This is a genomic window from Caballeronia sp. dw_19, assembly GCF_018449515.1.
In the GTDB taxonomy this organism is placed as follows: domain Bacteria; phylum Pseudomonadota; class Gammaproteobacteria; order Burkholderiales; family Burkholderiaceae; genus Caballeronia.
In genome coordinates, this window is record NZ_JAAVUQ010000004.1 from 148,346 (window position 1) to 170,942 (window position 22,597).

Annotated in this window: 15 protein-coding genes and 1 pseudogene; 9 read left to right on the forward strand and 7 right to left on the reverse strand. The window is 60.6% G+C overall.

The annotated features are described in order from the left end of the window. Positions 1-86: 86 nt before the first annotated feature. Entirely contained in the window at positions 87-467 is a 381-nt protein-coding gene (locus HB376_RS07445; protein ID WP_213762787.1) for a hypothetical protein, read from the reverse strand. A gap of 545 nt (positions 468-1,012) precedes the next feature. Between HB376_RS07445 and HB376_RS07450 the strand changes: the two genes are divergently transcribed. Further along, positions 1,013-1,912, forward strand: a complete 900-nt coding sequence (locus HB376_RS07450; RefSeq protein ID WP_255631234.1) for a sulfonate ABC transporter substrate-binding protein — start codon at positions 1,013-1,015, stop codon at positions 1,910-1,912. 177 nt (positions 1,913-2,089) lie between these two features. On the opposite strand, the gene HB376_RS07455 is transcribed toward HB376_RS07450, so the two are convergent. After that, on the reverse strand, positions 2,090-2,515 hold the full coding sequence (locus tag HB376_RS07455) for a GFA family protein (RefSeq protein WP_213762789.1): 426 nt from the start codon (positions 2,513-2,515) through the stop codon (positions 2,090-2,092). Positions 2,516-2,852: 337 nt separating this feature from the next. On the opposite strand from HB376_RS07455, the gene HB376_RS07460 reads away from it, so the two are divergent. The 3 genes and pseudogenes from HB376_RS07460 to HB376_RS40820 form a co-directional block, all read left to right on the forward strand. Next, positions 2,853-3,104: a hypothetical protein gene (locus HB376_RS07460; RefSeq protein ID WP_213762790.1), complete on the forward strand. Its 252-nt coding sequence runs from the start codon at positions 2,853-2,855 to the stop codon at positions 3,102-3,104. Positions 3,105-3,162: 58 nt separating this feature from the next. Further along, positions 3,163-3,453: a hypothetical protein gene (locus HB376_RS07465; protein ID WP_255631210.1), complete on the forward strand. Its 291-nt coding sequence runs from the start codon at positions 3,163-3,165 to the stop codon at positions 3,451-3,453. A gap of 74 nt (positions 3,454-3,527) precedes the next feature. Next, a pseudogene (locus HB376_RS40820) lies at positions 3,528-3,683 on the forward strand (aldo/keto reductase); the annotation flags it as partial. A gap of 169 nt (positions 3,684-3,852) precedes the next feature. Here the strand turns inward: HB376_RS40820 and HB376_RS07470 are convergent. The 5 genes from HB376_RS07470 to ugpC all read right to left on the reverse strand — a co-directional run bounded on the left by HB376_RS07470 (position 3,853) and on the right by ugpC (position 11,399). Continuing rightward, positions 3,853-5,826, reverse strand: coding sequence for a beta-galactosidase (locus HB376_RS07470; protein WP_213762791.1), 1,974 nt, complete (start codon positions 5,824-5,826; stop codon positions 3,853-3,855). 1,208 nt (positions 5,827-7,034) lie between these two features. Then, a complete protein-coding gene (locus HB376_RS07475) occupies positions 7,035-7,886 on the reverse strand; it encodes a carbohydrate ABC transporter permease (protein WP_213762792.1) in 852 nt (283 codons plus the stop codon). Positions 7,887-7,904: 18 nt separating this feature from the next. Continuing rightward, complete coding sequence (locus HB376_RS07480) at positions 7,905-8,810, reverse strand: sugar ABC transporter permease (protein WP_213762793.1); 906 nt, start codon at positions 8,808-8,810, stop codon at positions 7,905-7,907. 73 nt (positions 8,811-8,883) lie between these two features. Continuing rightward, positions 8,884-10,137, reverse strand: a complete 1,254-nt coding sequence (locus HB376_RS07485; protein ID WP_213762794.1) for an ABC transporter substrate-binding protein — start codon at positions 10,135-10,137, stop codon at positions 8,884-8,886. Positions 10,138-10,253: 116 nt separating this feature from the next. Then, positions 10,254-11,399 carry a sn-glycerol-3-phosphate ABC transporter ATP-binding protein UgpC gene (gene ugpC / locus HB376_RS07490; RefSeq protein WP_213762795.1) on the reverse strand — a complete coding sequence of 382 codons (1,146 nt, stop codon included), beginning with the start codon at positions 11,397-11,399 and terminating at the stop codon, positions 10,254-10,256. A 210-nt stretch (positions 11,400-11,609) separates the two neighbouring features. On the opposite strand from ugpC, the gene HB376_RS07495 reads away from it, so the two are divergent. The 5 genes from HB376_RS07495 to HB376_RS07515 all read left to right on the forward strand — a co-directional run bounded on the left by HB376_RS07495 (position 11,610) and on the right by HB376_RS07515 (position 22,595). Further along, complete coding sequence (locus tag HB376_RS07495) at positions 11,610-12,632, forward strand: LacI family DNA-binding transcriptional regulator (protein WP_213762796.1); 1,023 nt, start codon at positions 11,610-11,612, stop codon at positions 12,630-12,632. 685 nt (positions 12,633-13,317) lie between these two features. Next, the gene (locus tag HB376_RS07500) at positions 13,318-14,589 is read left to right on the forward strand and encodes an efflux RND transporter periplasmic adaptor subunit (protein WP_213763036.1); all 1,272 of its coding nucleotides are present in this window, start codon (positions 13,318-13,320) and stop codon (positions 14,587-14,589) included. 19 nt (positions 14,590-14,608) lie between these two features. Then, entirely contained in the window at positions 14,609-17,746 is a 3,138-nt protein-coding gene (locus tag HB376_RS07505) for an efflux RND transporter permease subunit (RefSeq protein WP_213762797.1), read from the forward strand. Continuing rightward, entirely contained in the window at positions 17,743-21,090 is a 3,348-nt protein-coding gene (locus tag HB376_RS07510; RefSeq protein ID WP_213762798.1) for an efflux RND transporter permease subunit, read from the forward strand. Before HB376_RS07505 ends, HB376_RS07510 begins: the two co-directional genes overlap by 4 nt. Before the next feature lie 2 nt (positions 21,091-21,092). After that, positions 21,093-22,595, forward strand: coding sequence for an efflux transporter outer membrane subunit (locus HB376_RS07515; RefSeq protein ID WP_213763037.1), 1,503 nt, complete (start codon positions 21,093-21,095; stop codon positions 22,593-22,595). The last annotated feature ends 2 nt before the right edge of the window (positions 22,596-22,597 follow it).

Genomic DNA, 22,597 nt, shown 5'->3' on the forward strand with positions numbered 1-22,597 from the left:
CACCAGGGCACATTCGGCAAAGGCAAAGAACGACTGCTATGGTGGATATCGACCGGCATTTTGGGCAGATATACGCAAGCGCCCCATCAGCGCGCCGGTCCGGGTTCGCTATGCGTCAAGAGGCTCAGCGATGTCCATCCAGCCCCGCGAGCCGGACAAAATACCGGCACGAGCACACTGCCGGTGTTGCCATCCTGGCTTACGCTGTCGGCGTCGTCTATATAGGTGCAATCGTCCCCGGCCTTGAGACTGAAGGAAACAGTGCGGTCATCGGCAGCCCGATAAACCGCGTAGTCAGGTGCTCTGGCGTCATTCGAAATAACGACGTGGCGTGCAGCGGCAAAACTGGTCTCTCTTGTCGATTGAGTCTTCCAGCTTGCCTCGACGCAAACCAGAAAAATGGCAATGCCAACCACCCAAAGTGATGTCCGCGACAGGCTCTCGGGAGACGGCGATACGTGGGACATCGGACAGCGCTCCAGACCAAGTTTGCTTCAAAGCAACGCCCGGCAGCCTGGGATGCCGCCTTGCAAGACGGAAAGCCGCGGGGCACTGGCGGATTAACCCCGGGTCGGTAGCGCAGGGCATTCTCATGATGATTGTGGCAAAACACACTGCCTGCCAAGACTATGAGAGCAAGGCGCAAAAAGCAGAAATAATTTAATTTCATTTGAAATTCACAAAGTGGCGCGGATCGATAACCGGTAGCGCCGCTGCCCGGGAATGGCCGAGGAACTAGCGCGATCAAAAGGGCCATATGCATATTTCAATTGCATCGTTGTGGTTGCCGGCGCTGCGTTCTATCGTTGCGCGAAATCTGACTTGGCTCATTTCGGCGAATCCCGCTGCTGCGTCTGTGTGAAGCATGCGATACGACACAACGTGCGTATCGCACATCGCTCCTCGCCTTAGCCGTGCGCCGCCTCGATGAGCGACCACTACGGGACGCTTGGCAATGAATAACTCGAAACAACGAGGACGCAGGACTTTTATCGCTGCGCTTGGCGCAACCATGGCAGGCGTTGCACTGCCTTCGTGGGCCACATACCAGCCAGACCAGTTCAGAATCGGTTACCAAAAGGCGGCCAGTACGCTGGTGCTCCTGAAAGCGCATGGCGCGCTCGAGAAACGACTCGCGCCGCTTGGTGTCAAGGTGTCCTGGAACGAGTTTCCCGCGGGTCCGCAATTGCTTGAAGGGTTGAATGTAGGGGCGATCGACTTCGGCTATGTTGGAGAGGCGCCGCCGGTATTTGCCCAGGCTGCGGGCGCGGATTTTGTCTATACCGCGTACGAGCTTCCCACGCCGCACGCCGAAGGAGTAGTCGTCGTGCAAGACTCTCCGATCAAAAGCGTCGCCGATCTCAAGGGCAAAAAGATCGCGTTCAACAAGGGATCGGACGTCCACTGGTTCATCGTTGCGCTGCTGCGCAAGAACGGTCTCGACTTTCCGGATATCCAGCCTGTCTATCTGGCGCCGGCCGACGCCCGCGCTGCGCTGGAACAGCACGCGGTTGATGCCTGGGCCATCTGGGATCCGTTTCTGGCCGCCGTGGAAGGACAAAGCAACGCGCGTCTCGTTGCAGACGCACAAGGCGTAGCCAGCCATCACCAGTTCTTTTTAAGTCAGCGCGAGTTCGCACAAAAGCGCAAGGATGTGATTGCAATCGCTCTGGAAGAACTGGGCAAGGAAGGACAATGGGTGAAGCAGAATTTCCCCGCCGCTGCGTCTCAGCTTGCGCCCATTCAGGGCCTCGACGCCGCGATCATAGAGTCAGGCTTGCGCCACTATGCTCACGTGTACAAACCGATAGATGACAATGTGCTTGCCGAACAGCAACGGATCGCCGATACCTTCTACGAACTGAAGCTGATTCCCCGCAAGATTGTTACGAAGGAAGCGGTTCTGGCTTAGGCTGGCGCGCGGCATATAGGACGCACGCCAAAGCCTTCAACGTAACTCTAAGCCCGGTGCCTCCAATCCATCGCGCAATCGATCACGGCCATGAAGCGGCTTCAATCATCGACATGAAGAGCGTGCACGCGTTCGCAGCGTGCACTCGCGCCGCATGAACCCGCACCGTACGCCGTATTAGCCGAATTCATCGTACTGCGGTAATTGGTCGGTTATGGAATACCACGGCGCCTTGGACCCCACAAAAATGTGTGCGCTTGGGCGAATCGCCGGAGTGTCGCTGAGCGTTCCTAAAGTGACGTGAACGAACTCGCCCTCACGAACCACCGAAAACATAAGGCTTCCGCAGATCTTGCAATGGACATCATGAGCCGCGTTCTCGTCACCGAAAATCAACAGGTCGGCTTGCCCTTGCGTTATGCCTAACTTGTTACGCTCGATCCCCGCGAATGACTTGAACGCTGAACCGGTCGCGCGCCTGCAGTTCGAACAGTGGCAGTTCAACGCATAGACGAACTCGTCCTTCACTGCATAATGGACTGCGCCGCAAAGGCATCTGCCTGCAAGCAACGAATTCACGTTTGTCTCTATGAAAGAATTCATGCTGACGAACTGGATATCAAAGTTCTGATTGGCTGGATCGCATCAACTTTCGCTCACACTGAAAAATGTTAGCGCCAGCAGTCATTTTAGTGCCTTTTCCGCGATGTTTATCGAGAGCTCGCTCATTCGGCCCGCTGCAGCGCACGCCTCTTGTCATGGCCTCCGCGTTGGACATGCTACGCAGTGGTCACCGCGTTTGGCTTACGTTCCAACAACGACTGGAAGGCCGACGAAAGGGGTCAACAAGAGAGCATCCACGCCTGCAGGCCGATCCGGCTTACGGAGGGCCCCACCGGCAACTGTTCGCCGTCGCCGAGCGGCGCACGGCCGTGCAGGTGTGAAAGATCCGCTCAAGGCGCGCGACATGAAGAACGTTGAGCTGGCGCTGCGAGTAATCGGGATCGGAGAGAAGCCGGTGTTTCAATGGAGAATGAAAGGGCCGGTCGATAGCAAACAGTCGCGTTCTGCGCGCACGAGCCCGAGGCGTTCTGCTCATGGCACGCTGCCTGTGACACAATCATTCCGTGTCGGCAAGCTCATCGCTTTCTTACGATTGGTATTATCCGCCGCCATGACACGTTTCAATTGAAAATCCCGAATGCAACGCGTCTTTTTGCGCATTCGGCCGCCCCTCACCTCGCTGCGCCATGCCAGAAAATAAACAGAAATCTGAACCCGATACTCCGTCGAACCCGGAGCGGATCAGCGCCGCCCCGCGAAAGCGGCGGCGCTGGCAGCCGTCCAATGCGCTCCGCAGCAGCCTGATGGTGCTCGTCGGTTTTGTCTCCTTCGTTATTGTCTCGGGCATTGTTCTATACAAACCGATCATGTACGGCGACATGATCGAGAACTTCGGGATAGTCATGATGCTGACCGTTCCGGTGATTGCGGCCGTCGCGTTCCGCGTGGGTCTCGATTCCTGGCTGGATGCGGAGTAACCCGAGTCGGCAAGTCCCCTCGCTCAGGCCGGTTCGTCCATCTCCATCCGACGCGGAATCGGGCGCATGCGCTTACCGAAGCGCAATGGGACAGCTACGGCGAAGCACCGGAGTTGCAGCGCGGCCCCGAGGACGAAAAGCTTGTCGATAGTCTCGTCGCACCGGGGCACGCGTCGACACCGGGCTACACCGATCCCGGATACCCGGTCGAAGGGCGACGAGCCGCTTGAAGTCTATGCACCGATCCGCGTCACGCTCGGAGCGGCCGGCCAACCCGCCAGGACCTGCTCAACGAGTTCGCGATTCGCGACGCGTATTTGTTGCGTCCGCGACGGCCTGCGGACGTCGTTGCGCTGACCCTTTCGGAACGCGTTCAGCGACGTCATGTCGATCGCCAGCTTAGTTGGTCTGCGCATCCTTCCACGCGCAGACATCGCCGGTTGCGAGCTGCCGCTGCCCGAGCACAAACGTCGCATTGAGCGATGCGGGAGCTTGCACTTGCTGTTCGCCGAAGTTGAACGCGAAAGTCAGATCGCCTCGGCGACGAACGCGCAAGCCGTCGGCCAGCAGTTGAGTCTTAATGCCGGCCTCTTTCGCCACCCGCTCCAGCACCGCGCGATGCAATTCATGCGACAGCCACGCCGCCACATATCGGACCCTTCCGTGACTCAGCACGGCCGGCCATGCATCGTCGAACTGCGCATCGACACGCGTGTCGCCATTGGCGCGGACATGCTCCCGCCAATACGTTGCAACACCTTGTGAGTCACCGAAAGAAAGCGCGGGCGTGAGCGTCGGGCGCAGCGTCTCGACTTCCAGCACCTGCATCGGCAATACTTTTTGCAGCGCGCCGGGCGGCAAGCCGGAAGGAATCGCGAATTCGGCTGTCTTCGAACCGCTCCTCGGACCGAATACCCATTGCGCAGAACTCTTTTCTATCTGTCGGACGAGCGTTTCGTCGATTACGGCAATGCTTGGAACGACCACCAACTGGTACGGCGATAGATCGGCCTTACTTGAAACAATATCGACGTCCAGGCCGAGTTCACGCAGTGCCTCGTAGTAGTCGAACACTAACATCTGGTAGTCGAAAGTTTTGCCGTGACGCTGAATCTCGAACATCCATTGCGTCTCATAGTCGAACACAATCGCGGTGCTCGCACGCGTCGGTGCGCCGAGTTCCGACAGTGCCGCCGATGCCGCAATTTCGCGGGCCGCCTGCTGCACTTCGAGACCGCCCGGCGACAGTTCGTTATTCGGCAGGTTGAGTCCCGAATGCATCTGTTCCTGCGCAAACGGACACTGGCGCCAGCGGAAATACGAGACCAGTTCCGCGCCGTGCGCGAACGCCTCATAAGCCCACAGCCTGACCATACCTTTGGCCGGCACCGGATTCCACGACGCCCAGTTCACCGGTCCCGCCTGCTGCTCCATCACCCAGAATCGTCCACCGCCTATCGCCCGATAACGGTCGTGGTCGAACGCGGAGACATCGGGATGCGCGGTCCGTGCGTAACGCGCTTTCTGCTCTTCGGGCAGTGCGATCGACTCAGTGCGTGCGATCGGATAGCTGTCCCAGGCGGCCACGTCGATCGCGTTGTCTTCAGCGAAACGGTAATGATCGAAGGTCGTGAAAAAGCCCATGAAGTTATGCAGCAAATCGGCATTGGGCGCGTGCTGCCGCAGCACCTCGATCTGCTCGCGATGAAAACTCGCTACCTCGTCGGACATGAAGCGACGGAAGTCGAGCAGATGGATTGGATTGGCATCGGTCGGCGTCAGGTTCGGCAAACCGATTGCATCGAATGACGGATACTCCATGCTCCAGAACACATTGCCCCACGCTTCGTTAAGTGCATTCACGGTCTCGTAGCGAAGCTTCAACCACGCCTGAAAGCGCTTCAGTGCCGAGGGGGAATAGCTGGGTACCGTGTCGTGGCATCCGAGTTCGTTATCGGTCTGCCAGGCAATAATGGAGGGATGCCGCCCATAGCGCTCGGCCATTGCGGTGACAAAACGCACGCACTCACGCCGATAGATCTCGCTGGAAATATCGTAGTGACGACGCGAGCCGAAGTTCCAGCGCACGCCATCCGCACGCACCGGCAACACCTCTGGATGCGCGTCGATCAGCCACTTGGGCGGTGATGCGGTCGGTGTACCCAGCACGAGTTTCAGCCCTGCGGCCGCTAGAGTCCCGATGGCTTCGTCGAGCCACGCCCACGCGAATTCTCCGGCGCGCGGCTCCATCCGGCTCCATGCGAATTCCGCAATCCGCACATGCGTGATGCCGAGTTTGGCCATACGTGTTGCATCGTCGGGCCACATTGAACGGGGCCATTGTTCCGGGTAATAACACACACCAAGCTGCATGGAAGGTCTCGTTAAGAGGTTGATGAGAAATTGGTTTTCGTTCGCACTTGAGTTGGAGGGGCGGTGTTGGTGGTTGGGGGTTATGTTGGGGTGGGCGGGGTGGGCGGTTCTGGGGTTAGTGGTCGGGGTTGATGCCGGGGTGGTCGGTTCTGGGGTTAGTGGTTGGGGTCTATGCCGGGTTGCTAGGTTCTGGGGTTAGTGGTCGGGGTCTATGCCGGGTTGCTGCTTTCAGTGTTAGTGGTCTGCGAGAGTCGGATTTTCTCTTTATCACTATTAGCCACTGTGCGTGGCGGCACGTCATTTCTTTGTCCAAAGCGACAAAGAAACGAAGCAAAGAAAACGCTTTCAACCACGCTACCCTAAGTGTCCACAGCGTGCAGTTTCTATTCATAGGTGCCCCAAAAGCACGGTGCTCGCCAGAGCCACCGATGTGTGAACCCCTCCTTCTCCGAACACCGATACCCACACGCTTCGCCACCAGTGATTGAACCTGCCCAAGGAGCACCCCGCGCTATCCGCGGACAACCGCCCTCCAAATTTGTATGCACACCGAACCTCGTAGCCAACCCGCCAAGTAACAAGGCCCCAACAATGCGTAAGGCCGTAACCGACGAAAATAGCGGTGCAGGCCGCGTAGCCAACTCACCAAAGACTGAGGCAATAAATACGCGTCACGTCGAGCTGTTACGGATCAAGCTGTGACCTACGAAATAAGGGAATCGATCAAACAGCCAACCCACAAAAAAACGAAGCATGCAGAACGCGTGAGGCCGTACCGGTCCCTCGGCAATTGTGCTTGCCCGAGAGCGTACGGGGCGAAGCGTGTTCGTGTCAGGATTCGCGAGAAGGAGGGGTTCAATCATCCTTCGCTCTGGCGAGCACCGTGCTTTTGGGGCACCTATGAATGGGAACTGCACGCTGTGGACACTTAGGGTAGCGTGGTTGAAAGCGCTTTCTTTGCTTCGTTTCTTTGTCGCTTTGGACAAAGAAATGACGTGCCGCCACGCACAGTGGCTAATAGTGATAAAGAGAAAATCCAACTCTTGCAGACCACTAACGCCGAAAGCACCAACCCAGCACTGACCCCGACCGCGAACCCCAGAACCGACCACCCCGGCATAGACCCCAACCACTAACCAACAATCGACCACCAAGCGCCGCCGAACCAATTCCGTAACCCCCTAAGCGTCAGCGATCACAAGCTCAACTCACCCCTTACTAGCCCCAAAAGTCAGCCCAGCAACGAAATGCTTTTGCATCGCAAAAAACATCAGCACCGACGGCAATGCGGCCAGCACCGACCCAGCGGCAACCAGGTTCCACGCAGTCGTCCACTGCCCCTTGAGCGCAGCGACGCCCACTGTAATTGGCGCGGCCTCATCGCCTTGCGTAAGGCATAGCGCCCAGAAATAGTCGTTCCAGACAAACGTGAACACAAGAATGCCGAGCGCGGCGAGCGCAGGCCGGATCAGCGGCAGCACAATGCGCAGGTAGATGGTCCATTCGCTCGCCCCTTCCACGCGCGCCGCCTCGATCAACTCGAACGGCAACTGCTTGATGAAATTACGCAGGAACAGCGTGCAAAAACCGGTCTGAAACGACACATGAAAAATCACCAGCGCCCACACGGTATTGAACAGCCCTACTTTCAACGCCATGTCGCGTACCGGAATCATCAGGATCTGGATAGGTACGAAATTGCCGGCGACGAACGCGAACAACACGGCGGTATTACCCGGGAACTTGTAGACAGCCAAAGCGAAACCCGCCATCGAAGCCAGCACGATCGCACCGATCACCGACGGCACCGTGATCAGCACGCTATTGGCGAAGTAATGCAGCATCGGCGTTTGCGTAAGCGCCGTGCCGTAGTTTTCAATCAGCGCGAAATGCTTCGGCCAGCCCCAATAATCGCCTTGCGACAACTCCTCCGAAGAACGTATGGACGTGACGAGCACGGCGAGCATAGGCAGCAGCCATATCAGAAGCGCGATTGGCAACGAGGCTTTGTACAGCCTGCGGTTAAGCGGTTTCCAGCGTTCAACAGGAAGCGGATACATGACACGTGACTCCTGGAATCAGCGTTCTTCGCGCAGCATGCGGCGCAGATGGAACACGATATAGACGAGCATGATGGCGAACAGCACGACTGCAATCGCCGCGGAATACCCTTCGCGGTAATACTTGATCGCCTGGTCGTACATGTAATAGGCGAGCACGGTGGAACTGTCGAACGGCCCTCCGCCGCTCATCACGGCAATCAGGTCGAAGCTGCGCAGCGCACCGATCACAGTGAGCACCACGGCCATGAAGGTAGCGGGCCGCAATTGCGGAAGGATCACATGCCATAGCAGCGCTACGCCCTTCGCGCCTTCCATGCGCGCCGCCTCGACCACTTCCGGATTGATGGCCGTCAGACCCGTCAAGTACAGCACCATGCAGAACGGCGTCTGCGGCCACAGCGCGGCGAAGATGATACCGAGCGTCACCGTGTGCGGATTGCCAAGTACAGGAATGCCGTGGCCGACAATCAAACGCAACAAGCCAAAGCCCGGGTCATAAAACCAGCTGAACACGAGACCCACCACCACGCCTGACAGCACGAACGGCGCGAAGAACAGCGACTTCACAATGCGCATGCCACGAACATGCTGGTTCAGATACAACGCGAACAGCAGACCGAACGGCGGCGCAAGCAGGAACAACGCGAGCCAGATCAGGTTGTTCTTGAGCGCCGTATAGAACGTGTCCGAGTGGAACAGTTCGATGTAGTTATCGAAGCCGGCGAATGTCTTCGGCGTCATCCCGTCCCAGTTATAAAAACTGAGGGAAATGCTGCTGATGATCGGATACACCACGCACAGGCAAAACAACGCACAGCCCGGCAGCAGGAAGAAAAACGCGGCGCGGTGCTGATGACGGCGTGTAGTAGAGACGTGCCGGCGCCGAGCCGCAGGTATGCGACGCGCTACGGAATCAGACATGATCGGGCCTCGTCAGGGAGCGTTGGCGAGCGCCGGCGGTTGATACAACCTGCAACCGCTGGCGCCGCCGGGCTTATTTCTTGTAGATGCGCTTGCGGGTCGCTTCAAGGCGAGCGAGCACGGCGTCGAGTTGCGACGGATCGCTATAGAACTGCTGCATCGCCTTCATCCCTTCGTCGGCCATTTCCTTCGTCATGTCGCGATCGTAGAACTGCGCAATGCCGCCCTTCGTATTCGCGAGCGTCTGGAAACCGACCTTCGAAATTTCGTCTTCGGGTTCAGCAGCCTGACTGTTCGACGGCAGTTGCCCCCAGCCCTTGGCGAGATCAGCGTTGATCTGTGGCTGCTCCATGAAGGCCAGCAGCCGGTGGGCATCAGCCTTGTTTTTTGCCTTCGCCGGAATCAGCAGGACATTGACTGGCCCGTCTTCGGCCGTCGGGACGTTCGCGTCGATGACCGGGAAACGGAAGAAGCCCGTTTGCGGACGAATGGAAGCCGGAATGCTCGCCGAGAAGAACGTGCCCATCAGCATCATTGAAGCCTTGCCGTTCGCGAGAAAAGGCGCGATGGAATCGAGATCGTAGGACAACGCATTGTCGATGAAGTAATGGTCGTCGATCAGCGTTTTCCACGCAGCATAGACTTTCTTGACGCGCGGATCGGTGTACGGAATTTCGCCTGCCATCAATTGCTGATGAAACGCGTTGCCGTTGATACGCAGGTCGAGATAGTCGAACCATGCGGCAAGCGTCCAGCTATCGCGCGCGGCAACGGCGATCGGCGCAACACCGCTTGCCTTCAGCTTCTTGCAGGCATCGAGGAATTCATCCCAGGTTTTCGGCTCGCCCTTGATGCCCGCCTTCTCGAACAGATCTTTCCGATAGAAGAACCCGTAAGCGTCGTAGCCGAGCGGCGCGGCGTATTGCTTGCCCTTGTACGTGGACGCTTCCTTCACCGACGCGTATTGCTGCGACCAGCCGTTCTTGCTCCAGTCGGGCGACAGGTCTTCCAGCAGGCCGCGTTCTGCGTAATACGCCATGCGCTCACCGTCATGCCACGAGACTACGTCGGGCGGATCGGTGGCGAGCCAGCCACCCATCTGGACCTTGTACGCCTCTTCGGTAACATAGGTCACCTTGAGGTCGACGTCGGGGTTAGCTTGTTTGAACTTGTCGAACGCGTCCTGCCAGGTCGAACGCTGGTTACCGCGCGCCGATACGTTGACAGTCAGTGTGGCGGCGTCGGCCACGGCGCAGCCGAGTAAGCCTGCCACCAGCGCGGCCGCCACTGATGCATGAGCCAGACTGCGAAGGCGATGAGCAATCATCTTTGTCTCCTTGACTACCTTGTTGGCTGACAGCGATTAACTGCCAGACGATGTACCCGCTCTGTGGCGGAATTGGGGCTTGAATCCATGCTTCTGTGCACTCGCGCACCCGTGCTCTATGCCGCGGCTCGTTCAGGCTCGACCATGCTGCGCCGAAACGCAAGTCCATCCGCGTCGAACAGATGGCACGCCGAAGCCGGAACATGAATGCGAATACGCTCTCCCGGACCGATCGACGTATCGCCAGGCGCCTTCGCGACAAGCGTGCCGCCCGCGTGATCCGCGTGAATGTAGCTGTGCTCGCCTAGCTCCTCCGAGAGCACCGCAACGCACTGAATGGATTGCTCACTGCCATCGAGCCGCAGATGTTCGGGGCGCACGCCGAGCGTGACCGGCTGGCCGCGCTGCAGTTGCTTTTGATCGACATCGACATGGACAACTAAGCATTCGCCACTTTGCGCGAGCGTGACCGTCACCATGCCCGCACCGATCGAGTCGACCACGGCATCGATGAAATTCATTCTCGGTGAGCCGATGAAACCCGCCACGAAGCGCGACTTCGGATGGTGATACAGATCAAGCGGCGCACCGGTCTGCGCGATGCTGCCGAACCTCTGCGCGTCCGCGCCTGCGTGCAACAGCACGATCCTGTCGGCGAGCGTCATCGCCTCGACCTGATCGTGGGTGACGTAGACCACGCTCGCGTCTGCAAAGCGCTGGTGCAGCCGGGCGATTTCCACGCGGGTCTGGCCGCGCAGTGCGGCGTCCAGGTTCGACAGCGGTTCATCGAACAGGAACACGCCGGGTTCACGCACGATGGCCCGGCCAATCGCTACACGCTGCCGCTGACCGCCGGAAAGTGCTTTGGGAAACCGGTCGAGGTAGCTGTCCAGTTGCAGGATGCGCGCGGCTTCACGCACCTTCCGCTCGATCACGTCCTTGGGCTGCTTCGCGAGTTTCAGGCCGAACGCCATGTTGTCGAACACGGTCATGTGCGGAAACAGCGCGTAGCTCTGGAACACCATCGCGACGCCGCGCGCCGCAGCAGGAACATCGTTCACGAGACGCCCGCCAATATGCAGCTCGCCTTCGCTCAGGTCTTCCAGACCCGCGATCATTCTCAGCAAGGTGGACTTGCCGCAACCCGATGGCCCCAGGAAAACGCAAAATTCGTGCTGCGCGATGTCCAGGTTCACACGCCGGATCACCGGCGGATGATCACCGTACGACTTCTCGACGTTCTCAAGACGGATCGTTGCCATGTCATCTCTCCAATTTAACCGCTTAAATTTTTGAGAAAAATAGACGACAGGGCCTTGTGCAGCGGTTATTTAACCGCTTAAATTCAGGTACGATGGAAAAAGTCATGATGCGTGTCTCGGTTGTGTTTTCCGTTTTCCAGAAAGTTATCAACGTCGCCAACCGCTTGCAACATTTGAATCGCATTCCCTGAATGTGGGATAACTAGATAAATGGTCACTCTGTCCGAAGTTGCGAAGCGCGCGCATGTCACTGCGGCAACCGTGTCCAACGTGCTGCGCAATCGCGAAAAAGTCCGCCCTGAAACGGCCGACCGCGTGCTGAAGGCGATTGCTGATCTTGGCTATCGGCCGAACCTGAACGCGCGCGCGTTGGCCGAAGGCCGTTCGTCGACCTTGGCCTTGATGCTCTCCAATATCTCGAACCCGTTCTATCCCGAGTTCGTGCTGGCGGCCGAGCGCGCGGCCCGCAAGGCAGGCCACTTCCTGATGGTGTGCAATACCGACGACGACGCCGAGATTGGCCGCGCTTATCTGAATCAGATCGCGGGAACGCTGGCGGACGGCGTACTCGTGATGAACACGGACATTGCCATCAACGACCTGTGCGCGTCGGCCATGCACAGCGCGCCTATCCTGCTGGCCATGTGGGAGCATCCCGAGACGCCGCCCGCCCTGCCCTGCATAGCAGTGAATTTTGCCCAGGCGGGCGCGCTGGCCGCCGGGCATCTGCTCGAACTCGGCCACCGTGAGATCGGCCTGCTGATCGGCGATGGTTGCGGCGGCTTGCAGGATGCTCGTTCCAACGGGTTTCGCGCCGCCATGCGCGAGGCCGGGATTGAAGCAGACGCCGCGGCCGTGCTGCAGATCCGCGATTCCATAGACGCGGGTTATGCCGCCTGCATGCAGTTGATGGCGAACCGGCCGCACCTCACCGCCATTTTCGCGACCAACGATCTGTTAGCGATAGGCGCGGCGCAGGCGTTGATCACGCTTGGCCGCAAGGTGCCGGATGACGTGTCGGTGATCGGCATTACGGACATCCAGCTCGCGCATCAGGTACATCCCGCTTTGACGACCGTCGCGATCCAGACCGCGGCCATTGCGGAGTTGTCTATTAATCGGCTTATCCAGCTCATTCAAGTGCCCGAAGTGCAACCGTCGATGGTCCTCGCTCCGCCGCCGAAACTGGTTATACGTGCATCGACGGGTCCACGGCGAGCGGGATCAACCTGAAGCATTAACGCATTAACGCATTAACGCATTAACGGGCGGCGTTGATATTCTTCATGCGACCATTCAGTTAGGAATACACAAGCTATTTGTAATAGTAGCGCTGTATCTTTCTATTTACTTTCACAAAACTAACAATAGTCGATAGCACCCCATATCGATGATATTTGCGGTACTTTCCTGAGAAAGTACGCCGTCGTATTACACGATGTTACTCACGCTCCTATCGTAACGATTCGGAATGCTTCGCCCCACACGATCGTTCAAAAACCTGCCTCCGGTTCGTTACACTGCGGTACGGTTTGATTCGTTCATTGGGCATCGTTGCATCCAACCCGTTGAACTTGTATGCACTCGTTTGATCACAAGGGGCTCCATCTTTTCGATACCACGCCGTGTCCGCTTACAGGCGAATGGAACCTGAAGAGCAGGCACAACGCGAATTCAAAAGTACGCCCCCGTCGTCGCCGGATCTCGGCCCAAGAGTTTCGCTGACGAACAAGAGAATAAGACCGCAGGAATGCCCGGCTGACTCAGCGAGCTTTTTTGCGGACCATGACGGAGCTTCCGTCAACTCCGGCTGAGCCGGAAATGAAAGACATGTGGCACTCGCCGGGCTGGGTTCTTTATCGGACCACCCGGTTATCCAGGGCAGAGTTTGTTTTCGGAGGGCGTAGGTATGAGTGGTATGAGCGACACCGGTTCCACGCAGGTAAAGCGCCCGAGGCGCTGGCGTTTCGTGCTGTTGTTGGCAGTGCTGGTGCTGATAGGCGTCGTGGTCGTGCATTTGCTGCGGGCCAAGAAACCGCCGCGCGCGGCCGCACCGCAAGTGGTGACGGTCTCCACCGCGACGCTCGGGTCGATGCCGGAAGTCCTGAACGAACTGGGTACGGTGACGCCCACCGCTACCGTGACCGTGCTGCCTCAACTGAGCGGATACCTGACGTCGGTCGGCTATCGCGAAGGCCAGGACGTGCAGAAAGGGCAATTCCTCGCCCAGATCGATCCGCGCCAGTATGAGATCGACAAGCAGCAGGCCGAGGCAACACTCGCCAAGGACCGGGCTTCGCTCGCGCAGGCACGCGCCGACCTCGTCCGCTTCACGCAGTTGAACGAGCGCAAGTCCATTGCCGAGCAGACCTTTGCCGACCAGCAATTCCTCGTGCAGCAGGACGAGGCCGCGGTGAAGGCCGACCTGGCTAACATTGCGCAGTTCGACCTCGACCTGGCTTATTGCCATATCGTCGCACCGGTTTCCGGGCGCGTCGGTTTGCGTCTCGTCGATCCGGGCAACTACGTGACGGCTTCGTCGTCGCCGGGTATCGTGGTCATCACCACAATGAAACCCACCACCGTGCAATTCACGGTGCCGCAAGACTCGCTCGCAAGTGTGCTGCAGCGCATGAACGGAGGCGCGAGCCTGCCGGTCACCGCCTACAGCAGCGACAACTCGAAGGAGATCGCCACCGGCACGCTCTACGCGGTCAGCAACCAGATGGCGACGAGCACGGGCACGATAACCCTGCGGGCAACGTTCCCCAACGACGACGAGGCGCTGTTCCCGAGCGAGTTCGTCAACGTCAAGCTGCTCGTCGATACCTTGCAAAATGCCGTGCTGGTACCCACCCCGGCGGTGCAAACCGGCGCGCCGGGCGACTATGTCTACCTCGTGAACACCAACAATACCGTGTCCGTGCATAAGGTCACCCTCGGCCCAAGCGACGGCAAGAACACGGTCATTACGTCCGGGCTTGCTGCGGGCAACATCGTGGTGACCGACGGCACCGACCGCTTGAGCGACGGCGCGAGTATCAAGGCGGCAGCAGCGCGGCCTGCATCGGGCGGCGCTGCTGCCGAAGCGCCGGCGTCCGGAGCGGGCGCGGCGAGCGGCGCTCAGGGTCAGCATAAGCACGCCCACGGTAGCGCCTCGAGCGCGGCTGCGGCCGACGCAGCCTCGTAGAAGCCGAACTCGTCCCCCGATGAATATCTCCCGCCTGTTTATTCTTAGACCGGTAGCCACGCTGCTGCTGATGATTGCCCTCGTATTAGTGGGCCTTGTCGCCGTGCGCGTGCTGCCGGTCTCCTCGCTGCCCAACGTCGACTATCCGACCATCCAGGTGCAGACCTTCTATCCGGGCGCAAGCCCGGACGTGATGGCCACTACGGTGACCGCGCCGCTCGAAGTGCAACTGGGCGAGATTCCCGGCTTGCAACAGATGACCTCGTACAGTTCGGACGGCGCCTCGGTCATCACGTTGCAGTTCGACCTGTCCCTGAACCTCGACGTCGCCCAGCAGAATGTCCAGCAGGCCATCAATGCGGCCAACAGCTTCCTGCCGACTGGCCTGCCCGGACCGCCGACCTATGCGAAGGTGAATCCGGCGGACCAGCCGATCCTGACGCTGGCGGTCACCTCGACGTCGATGTCGCTCACGCAGTTGGAAGACGCCGCCAATAACCGCCTCGGGACGAAGATTTCGGAAGTGTCGGGCGTGGGTGTCGTCACCACCAGCGGCGGCAATGTACCCGCCGTCCGCGTGGAAGCGGACCCGCACAAGCTAGCGGCCTATGGCCTGAATATCGACGACCTGCGCACGCTGCTCAGCTACGTCAACGTCAGCCAGCCGAAGGGCAACTTCGACGGCCCGGACCTCGACTACACCATCAACGGCAACGACCAGATCAGCGATCCGAAGGACTACCTGAACACGGTGATCGCTTATCAGAATGGCGCGCCCGTGTTCATGCGCGACGTCGCCAGCGTGACCTCGGCGCCCCAGGACGTCGAGCGCGGCGCCTGGTACAACGGCACGCCGGCCATCGTGCTGAACGTCCAGCGCCAGCCGGGGGCAAACGTGATTGCCACCGTCAACCAGATCATGAAGCAGTTGCCGCAGCTTGAATCAACGCTGCCGGCCGGCATGAAGGTCACGGTCGTCTCGGACAGCACGGGCGTGATCCGCTCGTCGGTATCCGACGCCGCGCTCGAACTCGGGCTGTCGATCGTGCTGGTGGTAGCGGTGATCTTCGTGTTCCTGCGTAATGTGCCGGCCACCATCATCCCGAGCATCTCGGTGCCGGTGTCGCTGATCGGCACGCTGGCCGTGATGTACCAGTTGAACTACTCCATCGACAACCTCTCGCTGATGGCGCTCATCATTGCCACCGGCTTCGTGGTGGACGACTCGATCGTGATGATCGAGAACATCGTGCGTTATCTGGAGGAAGGCAAGACGCCGCTTGAGGCTGCGCTCGAAGGCGCCGGGCAGATCGGCTTCACGATTCTCTCGCTGACCATCTCGCTGATTGCCGTGCTGATCCCGCTGCTCTTTATGGGTGGCGTGATCGGGCGCCTTTTCAGCGAATTCGCGGTGACGCTCGCGGTCACCATCGTGCTGTCTGCCGTGGTCTCTCTGACCGTGGTACCCATGCTCTGCGCGCGCCTCTTGAAAGCCCAGGCCGAACGCCATCCGAGCCGCTTCGAGCGTATCAGCGAAGGCATCTTCGACAAGACGCTCGCCGGCTACGAACGGGGCCTGCGCTGGGTGCTGGATCATCAGGTGCTGACCCTGATGGTCGCGATCGGCACCGTCGTGCTGACCGCCGTCATGTACATCGTGATCCCGAAGGGCCTGTTCCCGGTGCAGGACGTCGGCGTGATCGAAGGGATCAGCGTGGCCGACAACTCGGTGTCCTACAAGGCGATGGTGGCGCGCCAGCGGGCGCTCGCCGATGCGATCCTGAAAGATCCGGACGTGGTCTCGCTCACCTCCTACGTGGGAATCGACGGCACCAACTCCACGCTTAACAACGGCCGTTTCCTGATCAACCTGCGCGACCATGACAAGCGTTCAGACACGGCGCAGGAGATCGCGCGGCGCCTGCAGGACGAAGTTGCCAATGTGTCCGGGATCAAGCTCTATGTGCAGCCGGAGCAGGACCTGACGCTTGACACCACGGTCTCGCCGAACCAGTACAGCTTCGTGCTGCGCGGACCGAACCAGCAGGCGTTCCAGAAGTATGTGCCGGAACTGATTGCGCGCATGAAGCAGATTCCATCGCTCGCCGATGTGCAAAGCGATATGAACTCCGACGGCTTGAGCGTGAATGTTGAAGTCAACCGGCAACTGGCCGCGCGTTTCGGCATCACCCCGGCCACCGTCGACAACGCGCTCTACGACGCGCTGGGCCAGCGCATTGTCTCGACCATCTTCCAGCAGTCGGACCAGTACCGGGTGATCCTCGTCGCCAAGCCCGAGTCGCTGCCCAACGTGGAGTCGATCGGCAATATCTATTTGCCGAGCCAGACGAGCAGTACCGGCCAGGTGCCGCTCTCCGGGATCGCCAAGATCCAGATCGTCAAGTCGCCGCTGGTGATCAGCCATCTGGCGCAGTTCCCGTCGGTCACCATCTCGTTCAACCTCGCGAAGGATGCGTCGTTGAGCACGGCGGTCAGGGACGTCCACGCAGCGGAACGGGCGGTCAATCTGCCGCCGTCGATCACCTCCTCGCTGCAGGGCGCGGCGCAGGCGTTCGAGGATTCGCTATCGAGCGAGGTGTACCTGCTGATCGCCGCGCTGGTGGCGGTGTATATCGTGCTGGGCGTGCTCTATGAGAGCTTCATCCACCCGGTCACGATCCTTTCCACGCTGCCCTCCGCGGGGATCGGCGCGCTGCTCGCGTTGATGATCGCCGGCAGCGACCTCGACGTGATCGGCATCATCGGCATCGTGCTGCTGATCGGTATCGTCAAGAAGAACGCCATCATGATGGTGGACTTCGCGCTCGACGCCGAGCGCAACCATGGCAAGCCCCCGCGCGAGGCGATCTTCGAGGCGTCGCTGCTGCGCTTCAGGCCGATCCTGATGACGACGCTCGCGGCCATGCTCGGCGCCCTGCCCATGCTGCTCGGCAGCGGCACGGGTTCGGAGCTGCGCCGCCCGCTGGGTCTGGCGATCATCGGCGGCCTGACCGTGAGTCAGGTGCTCACGCTCTTCACCACGCCGGTCATCTATCTGTTCTTCGACCGGATGGCGGAGCGCACGAGGCGCTGGCGTAATCGCAACAAACCTCAAGCGCCTGACATGCCGCCGGTTCCGGAGGAGGGTACGCCGTGAACATATCGGCGTTATTTATCCGGCGCCCGGTCGCGACCACGCTTCTGGCCATTGCGATCCTGATCTCCGGGGCCCTCGCCTATTTCCAGTTGCCTGTCGCGCCGCTGCCGAATATCGCTTTCCCGGTGATCGTGGTGCAGGCCCAGATGGCGGGCGCGAGCCCGAACATCATGGCCTCCACCGTGGCCGAACCGCTCGAGCGGCGGCTCGGCACGATTGCCGACGTGGAAGAGCTGACCTCGATCAGCTATGTCGGCTCGTCCATGATCGTGGTCGAGTTCGGGCTGAACCGCGATATCAACGGCGCCGCCCGAGACGTCGAGGCGGCTATCCAGGCAGCGCGTGCAGACTTGCCGACCACCCTGCGCAGCAATCCGACCTATCGCCAGTACAACCCGGCGGATTCGCCCATCATGGTGCTCGCGCTGACCTCGGACACGCTCACCAAGGCGCAGCTCTATGACTCCGCGGATTCCGTGATCCAGCAGCAACTCTCGCAGGTGAACGGTGTCGGCCAGATCACGCTGGGCGGCGGCGCGTTGCCGTCGGTGCGTGTCGAGTTGCAGCCGGGCAAACTGAACAGCTACGGCCTCGGCCTCGAAGATGTGCGCGCGGCCATCAGCGCGGCCAACGCCAACAGCGCGAAGGGCCACCTCGACGAAGGCGACCAGCGCTATGTGATCTTGTCCAACGACCAGATCAACAAGGCGGCGCCCTACCGCGACCTGGTGGTCGCCTACCGCAATGGAGCGCCAGTGCTGCTGCGCGATGTCGCCCAGGTCAGGGACTCCAACGAAAATATCCGCAACGCCGGGCTCTATAACGGCAAGTCGGCAGTGCTGGTGATCGTCTATCCAATGCCCGGCAGTAATATCGTCAATACGGTCAGGCAGATCAGGAGCGTCCTGCCGGCAATCGAGGCGACACTGCCGAGCAGCGTCCACGTCAACGTTGCAGTGGACCGCTCGGAATCGGTCCGGGCGTCGGTGGGAGATACCGAGCGCACGCTGTTCATCGCCGTGCTGCTGGTGGTCGGCGTGGTGTTTATCTTCCTGCAGTCGCCGCGCGCCACGCTGGTGCCGGCGGTGGCGTTGCCGCTGTCTATCGTCGGCACCTTCGGGCCGATGTACCTGCTCGGCTACAGCATCGACAACCTCTCGCTGATGGCGCTCACGATCGGCACCGGCTTCGTGGTGGACGATGCGGTCGTGGTGCTGGAAAACATCACGCGCCACCTCGAACTGGGCCTGAGTCCGGAAGAGGCTGCGCTGAAAGGCAGTGGCGAAGTAGGCTTCACGGTGATCTCGATGAGCCTCTCGCTGATCGCAGTGTTCCTGCCTATCCTGCTGATGCCTGGCATCGTCGGTCTGCTGTTCCATGAGCTCGCGGTGACGTTGTCCATCGCGATCCTGATCTCGCTTGTGATCTCGCTCACGGTCACGCCGGCCATGTGCGCGTACGTGCTGAGCCGCGAGCACGCCGGCCATTCAAAGGCCCGCTGGGCGACCTGGGTCGAGGCGCTATTCGATCGTTTCAAGAACGCCTACTCGCGTTCGCTCACCGCCGTGCTGGACCATTCGCTGCTGGTGATCCTGTTGCTGATCGGCCTGCTGGTGGCGAACGTCTTCCTGTTCAAGCTGCTACCCGCTACCTTCTTCCCGGAGCAGGACACGGGCATCCTGATCGGGCAGATCATCGCCGACCAGAGCATCTCCTTCCCGGCGATGGAAAAGAAGCTCGCCCAGTTGCAAGCGATCGTGCAGAAGGACCCGGCGGTCGCCTCGGTGGCCGGCTTTACCGGCGGCCGCGCGCTGAACACGGCGAACGTGTTTATTGAACTCAAGCCACTGGCCCAGCGCCATGTGACCGCGACCGAAGTGGTCAACCGCCTGCGGCCCAAGCTCAACGGGGTCTCCGGCGCGCGGCTTTTCCTGCAGGCGCAGCAGGATCTGCGAATCGGCGGGCGGCAGTCAGCTGCCGAATACCAGTACACGCTGACGAGCGATGATTCCGCCGCGCTGTTCGAGTGGACGCCCAAGCTCGTGACTGCGCTCAACAAGGATCGCAGCCAGCTGATCGACGTCAACTCGGACCTGCAGCAAAATGGTCTGCAGACCTACATCAATTTCAACCGCGCCACGGCGGCCCGCTACGGCTTCGCGCCGAACCAGATCGACAACGTGCTGTATGACGCGTTCGGCCAGCGGACGGTATCGACGATCTACAACGCGCTTAACCAGTACTTCGTGGTGATGGAGGTGGCGCCGCAATACTGGCAATATCCGCAGACGCTCAAGCAGATTTTCATGAGCACGGCGGCCGGCAATCCGACCGGCTCGGAGCAGACGCAAATGCCGGGCGGCACGGTCACTGGCGTGACGGCCGCGAGCGCAGTCAGCACGGCTTCGAGCGCGTCGTCGAGCACCAACTCGCTGAACTCGAACGCGCAAGCCAATGCGACCAACAACAGCATCTCCAACAGCAAGGGCGGCAGTTCGAGCGGCAGCGCGGACAGCACCTCGGCCGAGACGATGGTGCCGCTGCCGGCGCTCGCCAGCTACGTCAACAACCATACATCGACCCAGGTGAACCATCAGAGCGGGCTGGTCGCCGCAACGATCTCCTTCAACCTCCCCGCCGGCGGGTCGCTCAGCAAGGCTCAAGAGGCGCTTGAGAACGCAGAACGCGAAATCGGCATGCCGGCCAGCGTCCACGGTGCGTTCGCTGGCGCGGCGCAAGCCTACGCGCAGTCAATGGGCACCATCCCGTTGCTGATTCTCGCTGCGCTAGGTGTGGTCTACATCGTCCTGGGAATACTCTATGAGAGTTCGATTCACCCGCTCACGATCTTGTCGACGCTGCCCTCGGCCGGTATCGGCGCCACCCTCGCCCTGCTGATTTTCGGCACGCCGTTCTCGGTGATCGCGTTGATCGGCATGATTCTTCTGATCGGTATCGTCAAGAAGAACGGCATCATGATGGTGGACGTGGCGATCCAGATGCAACGCAACGAAGGCATGCCGGCCAAGGAGGCGATTCATGCCGCCGCCGTCGTGCGTCTGCGGCCGATCATGATGACCACGTTCGCCGCCGTGCTCGGCGCGGTGCCGCTCGCGATCGGGATTGGCCAGGGCGCGTCGCTGCGCCAGCCGCTGGGTATCACCGTGATGGGCGGCCTGATCCTGAGCCAGGTCTTTACGCTGTACACCACACCGGTGATCTACCTGTACCTGGACCGGTTGCGCTTCAAGCTCGTCAAGTGGTCTTCCGGACTGCCGTGGAACCGGCAAGAGGAACAAATGGGGCCGCCGGAGCAATCGGGGCAAACGGATACGAAGGCATGAAGATGAAGATTCCCTGCAAACCACTGGCCGCTGCGGCGGCCCTCCTGCTCGGCGGCTGCATGGTCGGCCCGGACTATCACCGGCCGCAAGTCAGCGTCCCTGCGACCTTCCGCGAACTGCCTGGCTGGACCCAGGCCGAGCCAAACGCCGACGGGCCCAAGGGTGCGTGGTGGACCGGCTTCAACGATCCGCTGCTTGACCAGCTCGAACCGCTGGTGGTGGTGTCCAACCAGACCGTGGCCCAGGACTATGCCAACTATCAGGAGGCGCTCGCCGAAGTGAAGGTTGCACGCTCCGGCCTGTTCCCGACGATTGGCGTGACCGGCTCGGGCACCCGGCAGCGCAGCGGCACCGGTACGGCCGGCTCAAGCGCGAGCCGCAGTTTCGGCGGCATACAGCCGGTGAACAACTCGGCCTCGCTCGAGGGCAATGTCAGTTGGGCGCCCGACCTGTGGGGCTCGGTGCGCCGTACGATTGAACAGAATGCCGCGACCGCGCAGGCCAGTGAAGCGACGCTCGCGAATGCGACGCTCTCCGAGCAGATTGCGCTCGCGACCGCCGTGATCGAATTGCGTACCAGCGACGCCAATATCGACCTGCTGCAGCAAACGGTCAAAGCGTTCCAGCACTTCCTGGACGTGGTGTCCGACCAGGACAAGTTCGGCACCATTGCGCCTTCCGACGTAGTGACCGCGCGCACCCAGCTCGAAACCGCGCAGTCGAGCCTGATCGCGCTCGGCGTGTCGCGCGCCCAATCCGAGCATGCCATTGCGGTACTGGTCGGCAAGAACCCCGAGGACCTGGTCATCCCGCACAGCACGGCAATGCCCACCTTGCCGGCGATTCCGGTTGGCGTTCCCTCAACCTTGCTGCTGCGCCGGCCAGATATAGCGACGGCCGAACGCCAGATGGCGTCCGAGAATGCCGCCATCGGAGTCACGGTCGCGGCGTACTACCCGACGGTGTCGCTGTCCGCGCTGGACGGCTTCACGCAGTCGCCGTTGGGCGGCTTGCTGCACGTGGCCAATTACGTCTGGTCGCTGGGCGGCAGCGCCACTGAAACGATCTTCGACGGCGGCGAGCGCAGCGGCGAAGTCGCGGCGGCCAAGGCGGCCTACCAGTCAGCCGTCGCCAATTACCGTGGCACCGTGCTGACCGCGTTCGAAGATGTCGAGAATGACCTGTCCGGCTTGCGTATTCTGGCCGAGCAGTCCGACGCGCTGGATGCTGCCGTGCGCGATGCAACGCACGGCTCCGAGATTGCCTTCAACGAGTATCAGGCCGGCACGGTGGACTACACCACCGTGGCGACCAGCCTGGCGACCCAGTTGAGCAATCAGCAAACCGCGTTGAACGTGCAGGAGTCGCGGCTGCTCGATGCCGCCTCGCTGATCGGCGACCTGGGCGGCGGCTGGTCGGACAGCGCACTGCACGATCCGCGGCATCCGGTGGAAGCGGCAAGTGCGGCGAGCCCGGCAAGCGAGGCGACTCAGGCAACTCAATAGCG

What these genes read in the sequence shown, in the direction of transcription:
- ugpC (WP_213762795.1), bottom strand. Translation starts at nt 11,399, where the DNA reads ATGGCAACGATCCGTCTTGAGAACGTCGAGAAGTCGTACGGTGATCAT.
- HB376_RS07470 (WP_213762791.1), bottom strand. Translation starts at nt 5,826, where the DNA reads ATGCAGCTTGGTGTGTGTTATTACCCGGAACAATGGCCCCGTTCAATG.
- HB376_RS07500 (WP_213763036.1), top strand. Translation starts at nt 13,318, where the DNA reads ATGAGCGACACCGGTTCCACGCAGGTAAAGCGCCCGAGGCGCTGGCGT.
- HB376_RS07455 (WP_213762789.1), bottom strand. Translation starts at nt 2,515, where the DNA reads ATGAATTCTTTCATAGAGACAAACGTGAATTCGTTGCTTGCAGGCAGA.
- HB376_RS07505 (WP_213762797.1), top strand. Translation starts at nt 14,609, where the DNA reads ATGAATATCTCCCGCCTGTTTATTCTTAGACCGGTAGCCACGCTGCTG.
- HB376_RS07495 (WP_213762796.1), top strand. Translation starts at nt 11,610, where the DNA reads ATGGTCACTCTGTCCGAAGTTGCGAAGCGCGCGCATGTCACTGCGGCA.
- HB376_RS07475 (WP_213762792.1), bottom strand. Translation starts at nt 7,886, where the DNA reads ATGTATCCGCTTCCTGTTGAACGCTGGAAACCGCTTAACCGCAGGCTG.
- HB376_RS07465 (WP_255631210.1), top strand. Translation starts at nt 3,163, where the DNA reads ATGCCAGAAAATAAACAGAAATCTGAACCCGATACTCCGTCGAACCCG.
- HB376_RS07515 (WP_213763037.1), top strand. Translation starts at nt 21,093, where the DNA reads ATGAAGATTCCCTGCAAACCACTGGCCGCTGCGGCGGCCCTCCTGCTC.
- HB376_RS07485 (WP_213762794.1), bottom strand. Translation starts at nt 10,137, where the DNA reads ATGATTGCTCATCGCCTTCGCAGTCTGGCTCATGCATCAGTGGCGGCC.
- HB376_RS07450 (WP_255631234.1), top strand. Translation starts at nt 1,013, where the DNA reads ATGGCAGGCGTTGCACTGCCTTCGTGGGCCACATACCAGCCAGACCAG.
- HB376_RS07480 (WP_213762793.1), bottom strand. Translation starts at nt 8,810, where the DNA reads ATGTCTGATTCCGTAGCGCGTCGCATACCTGCGGCTCGGCGCCGGCAC.
- HB376_RS07445 (WP_213762787.1), bottom strand. Translation starts at nt 467, where the DNA reads ATGTCCCACGTATCGCCGTCTCCCGAGAGCCTGTCGCGGACATCACTT.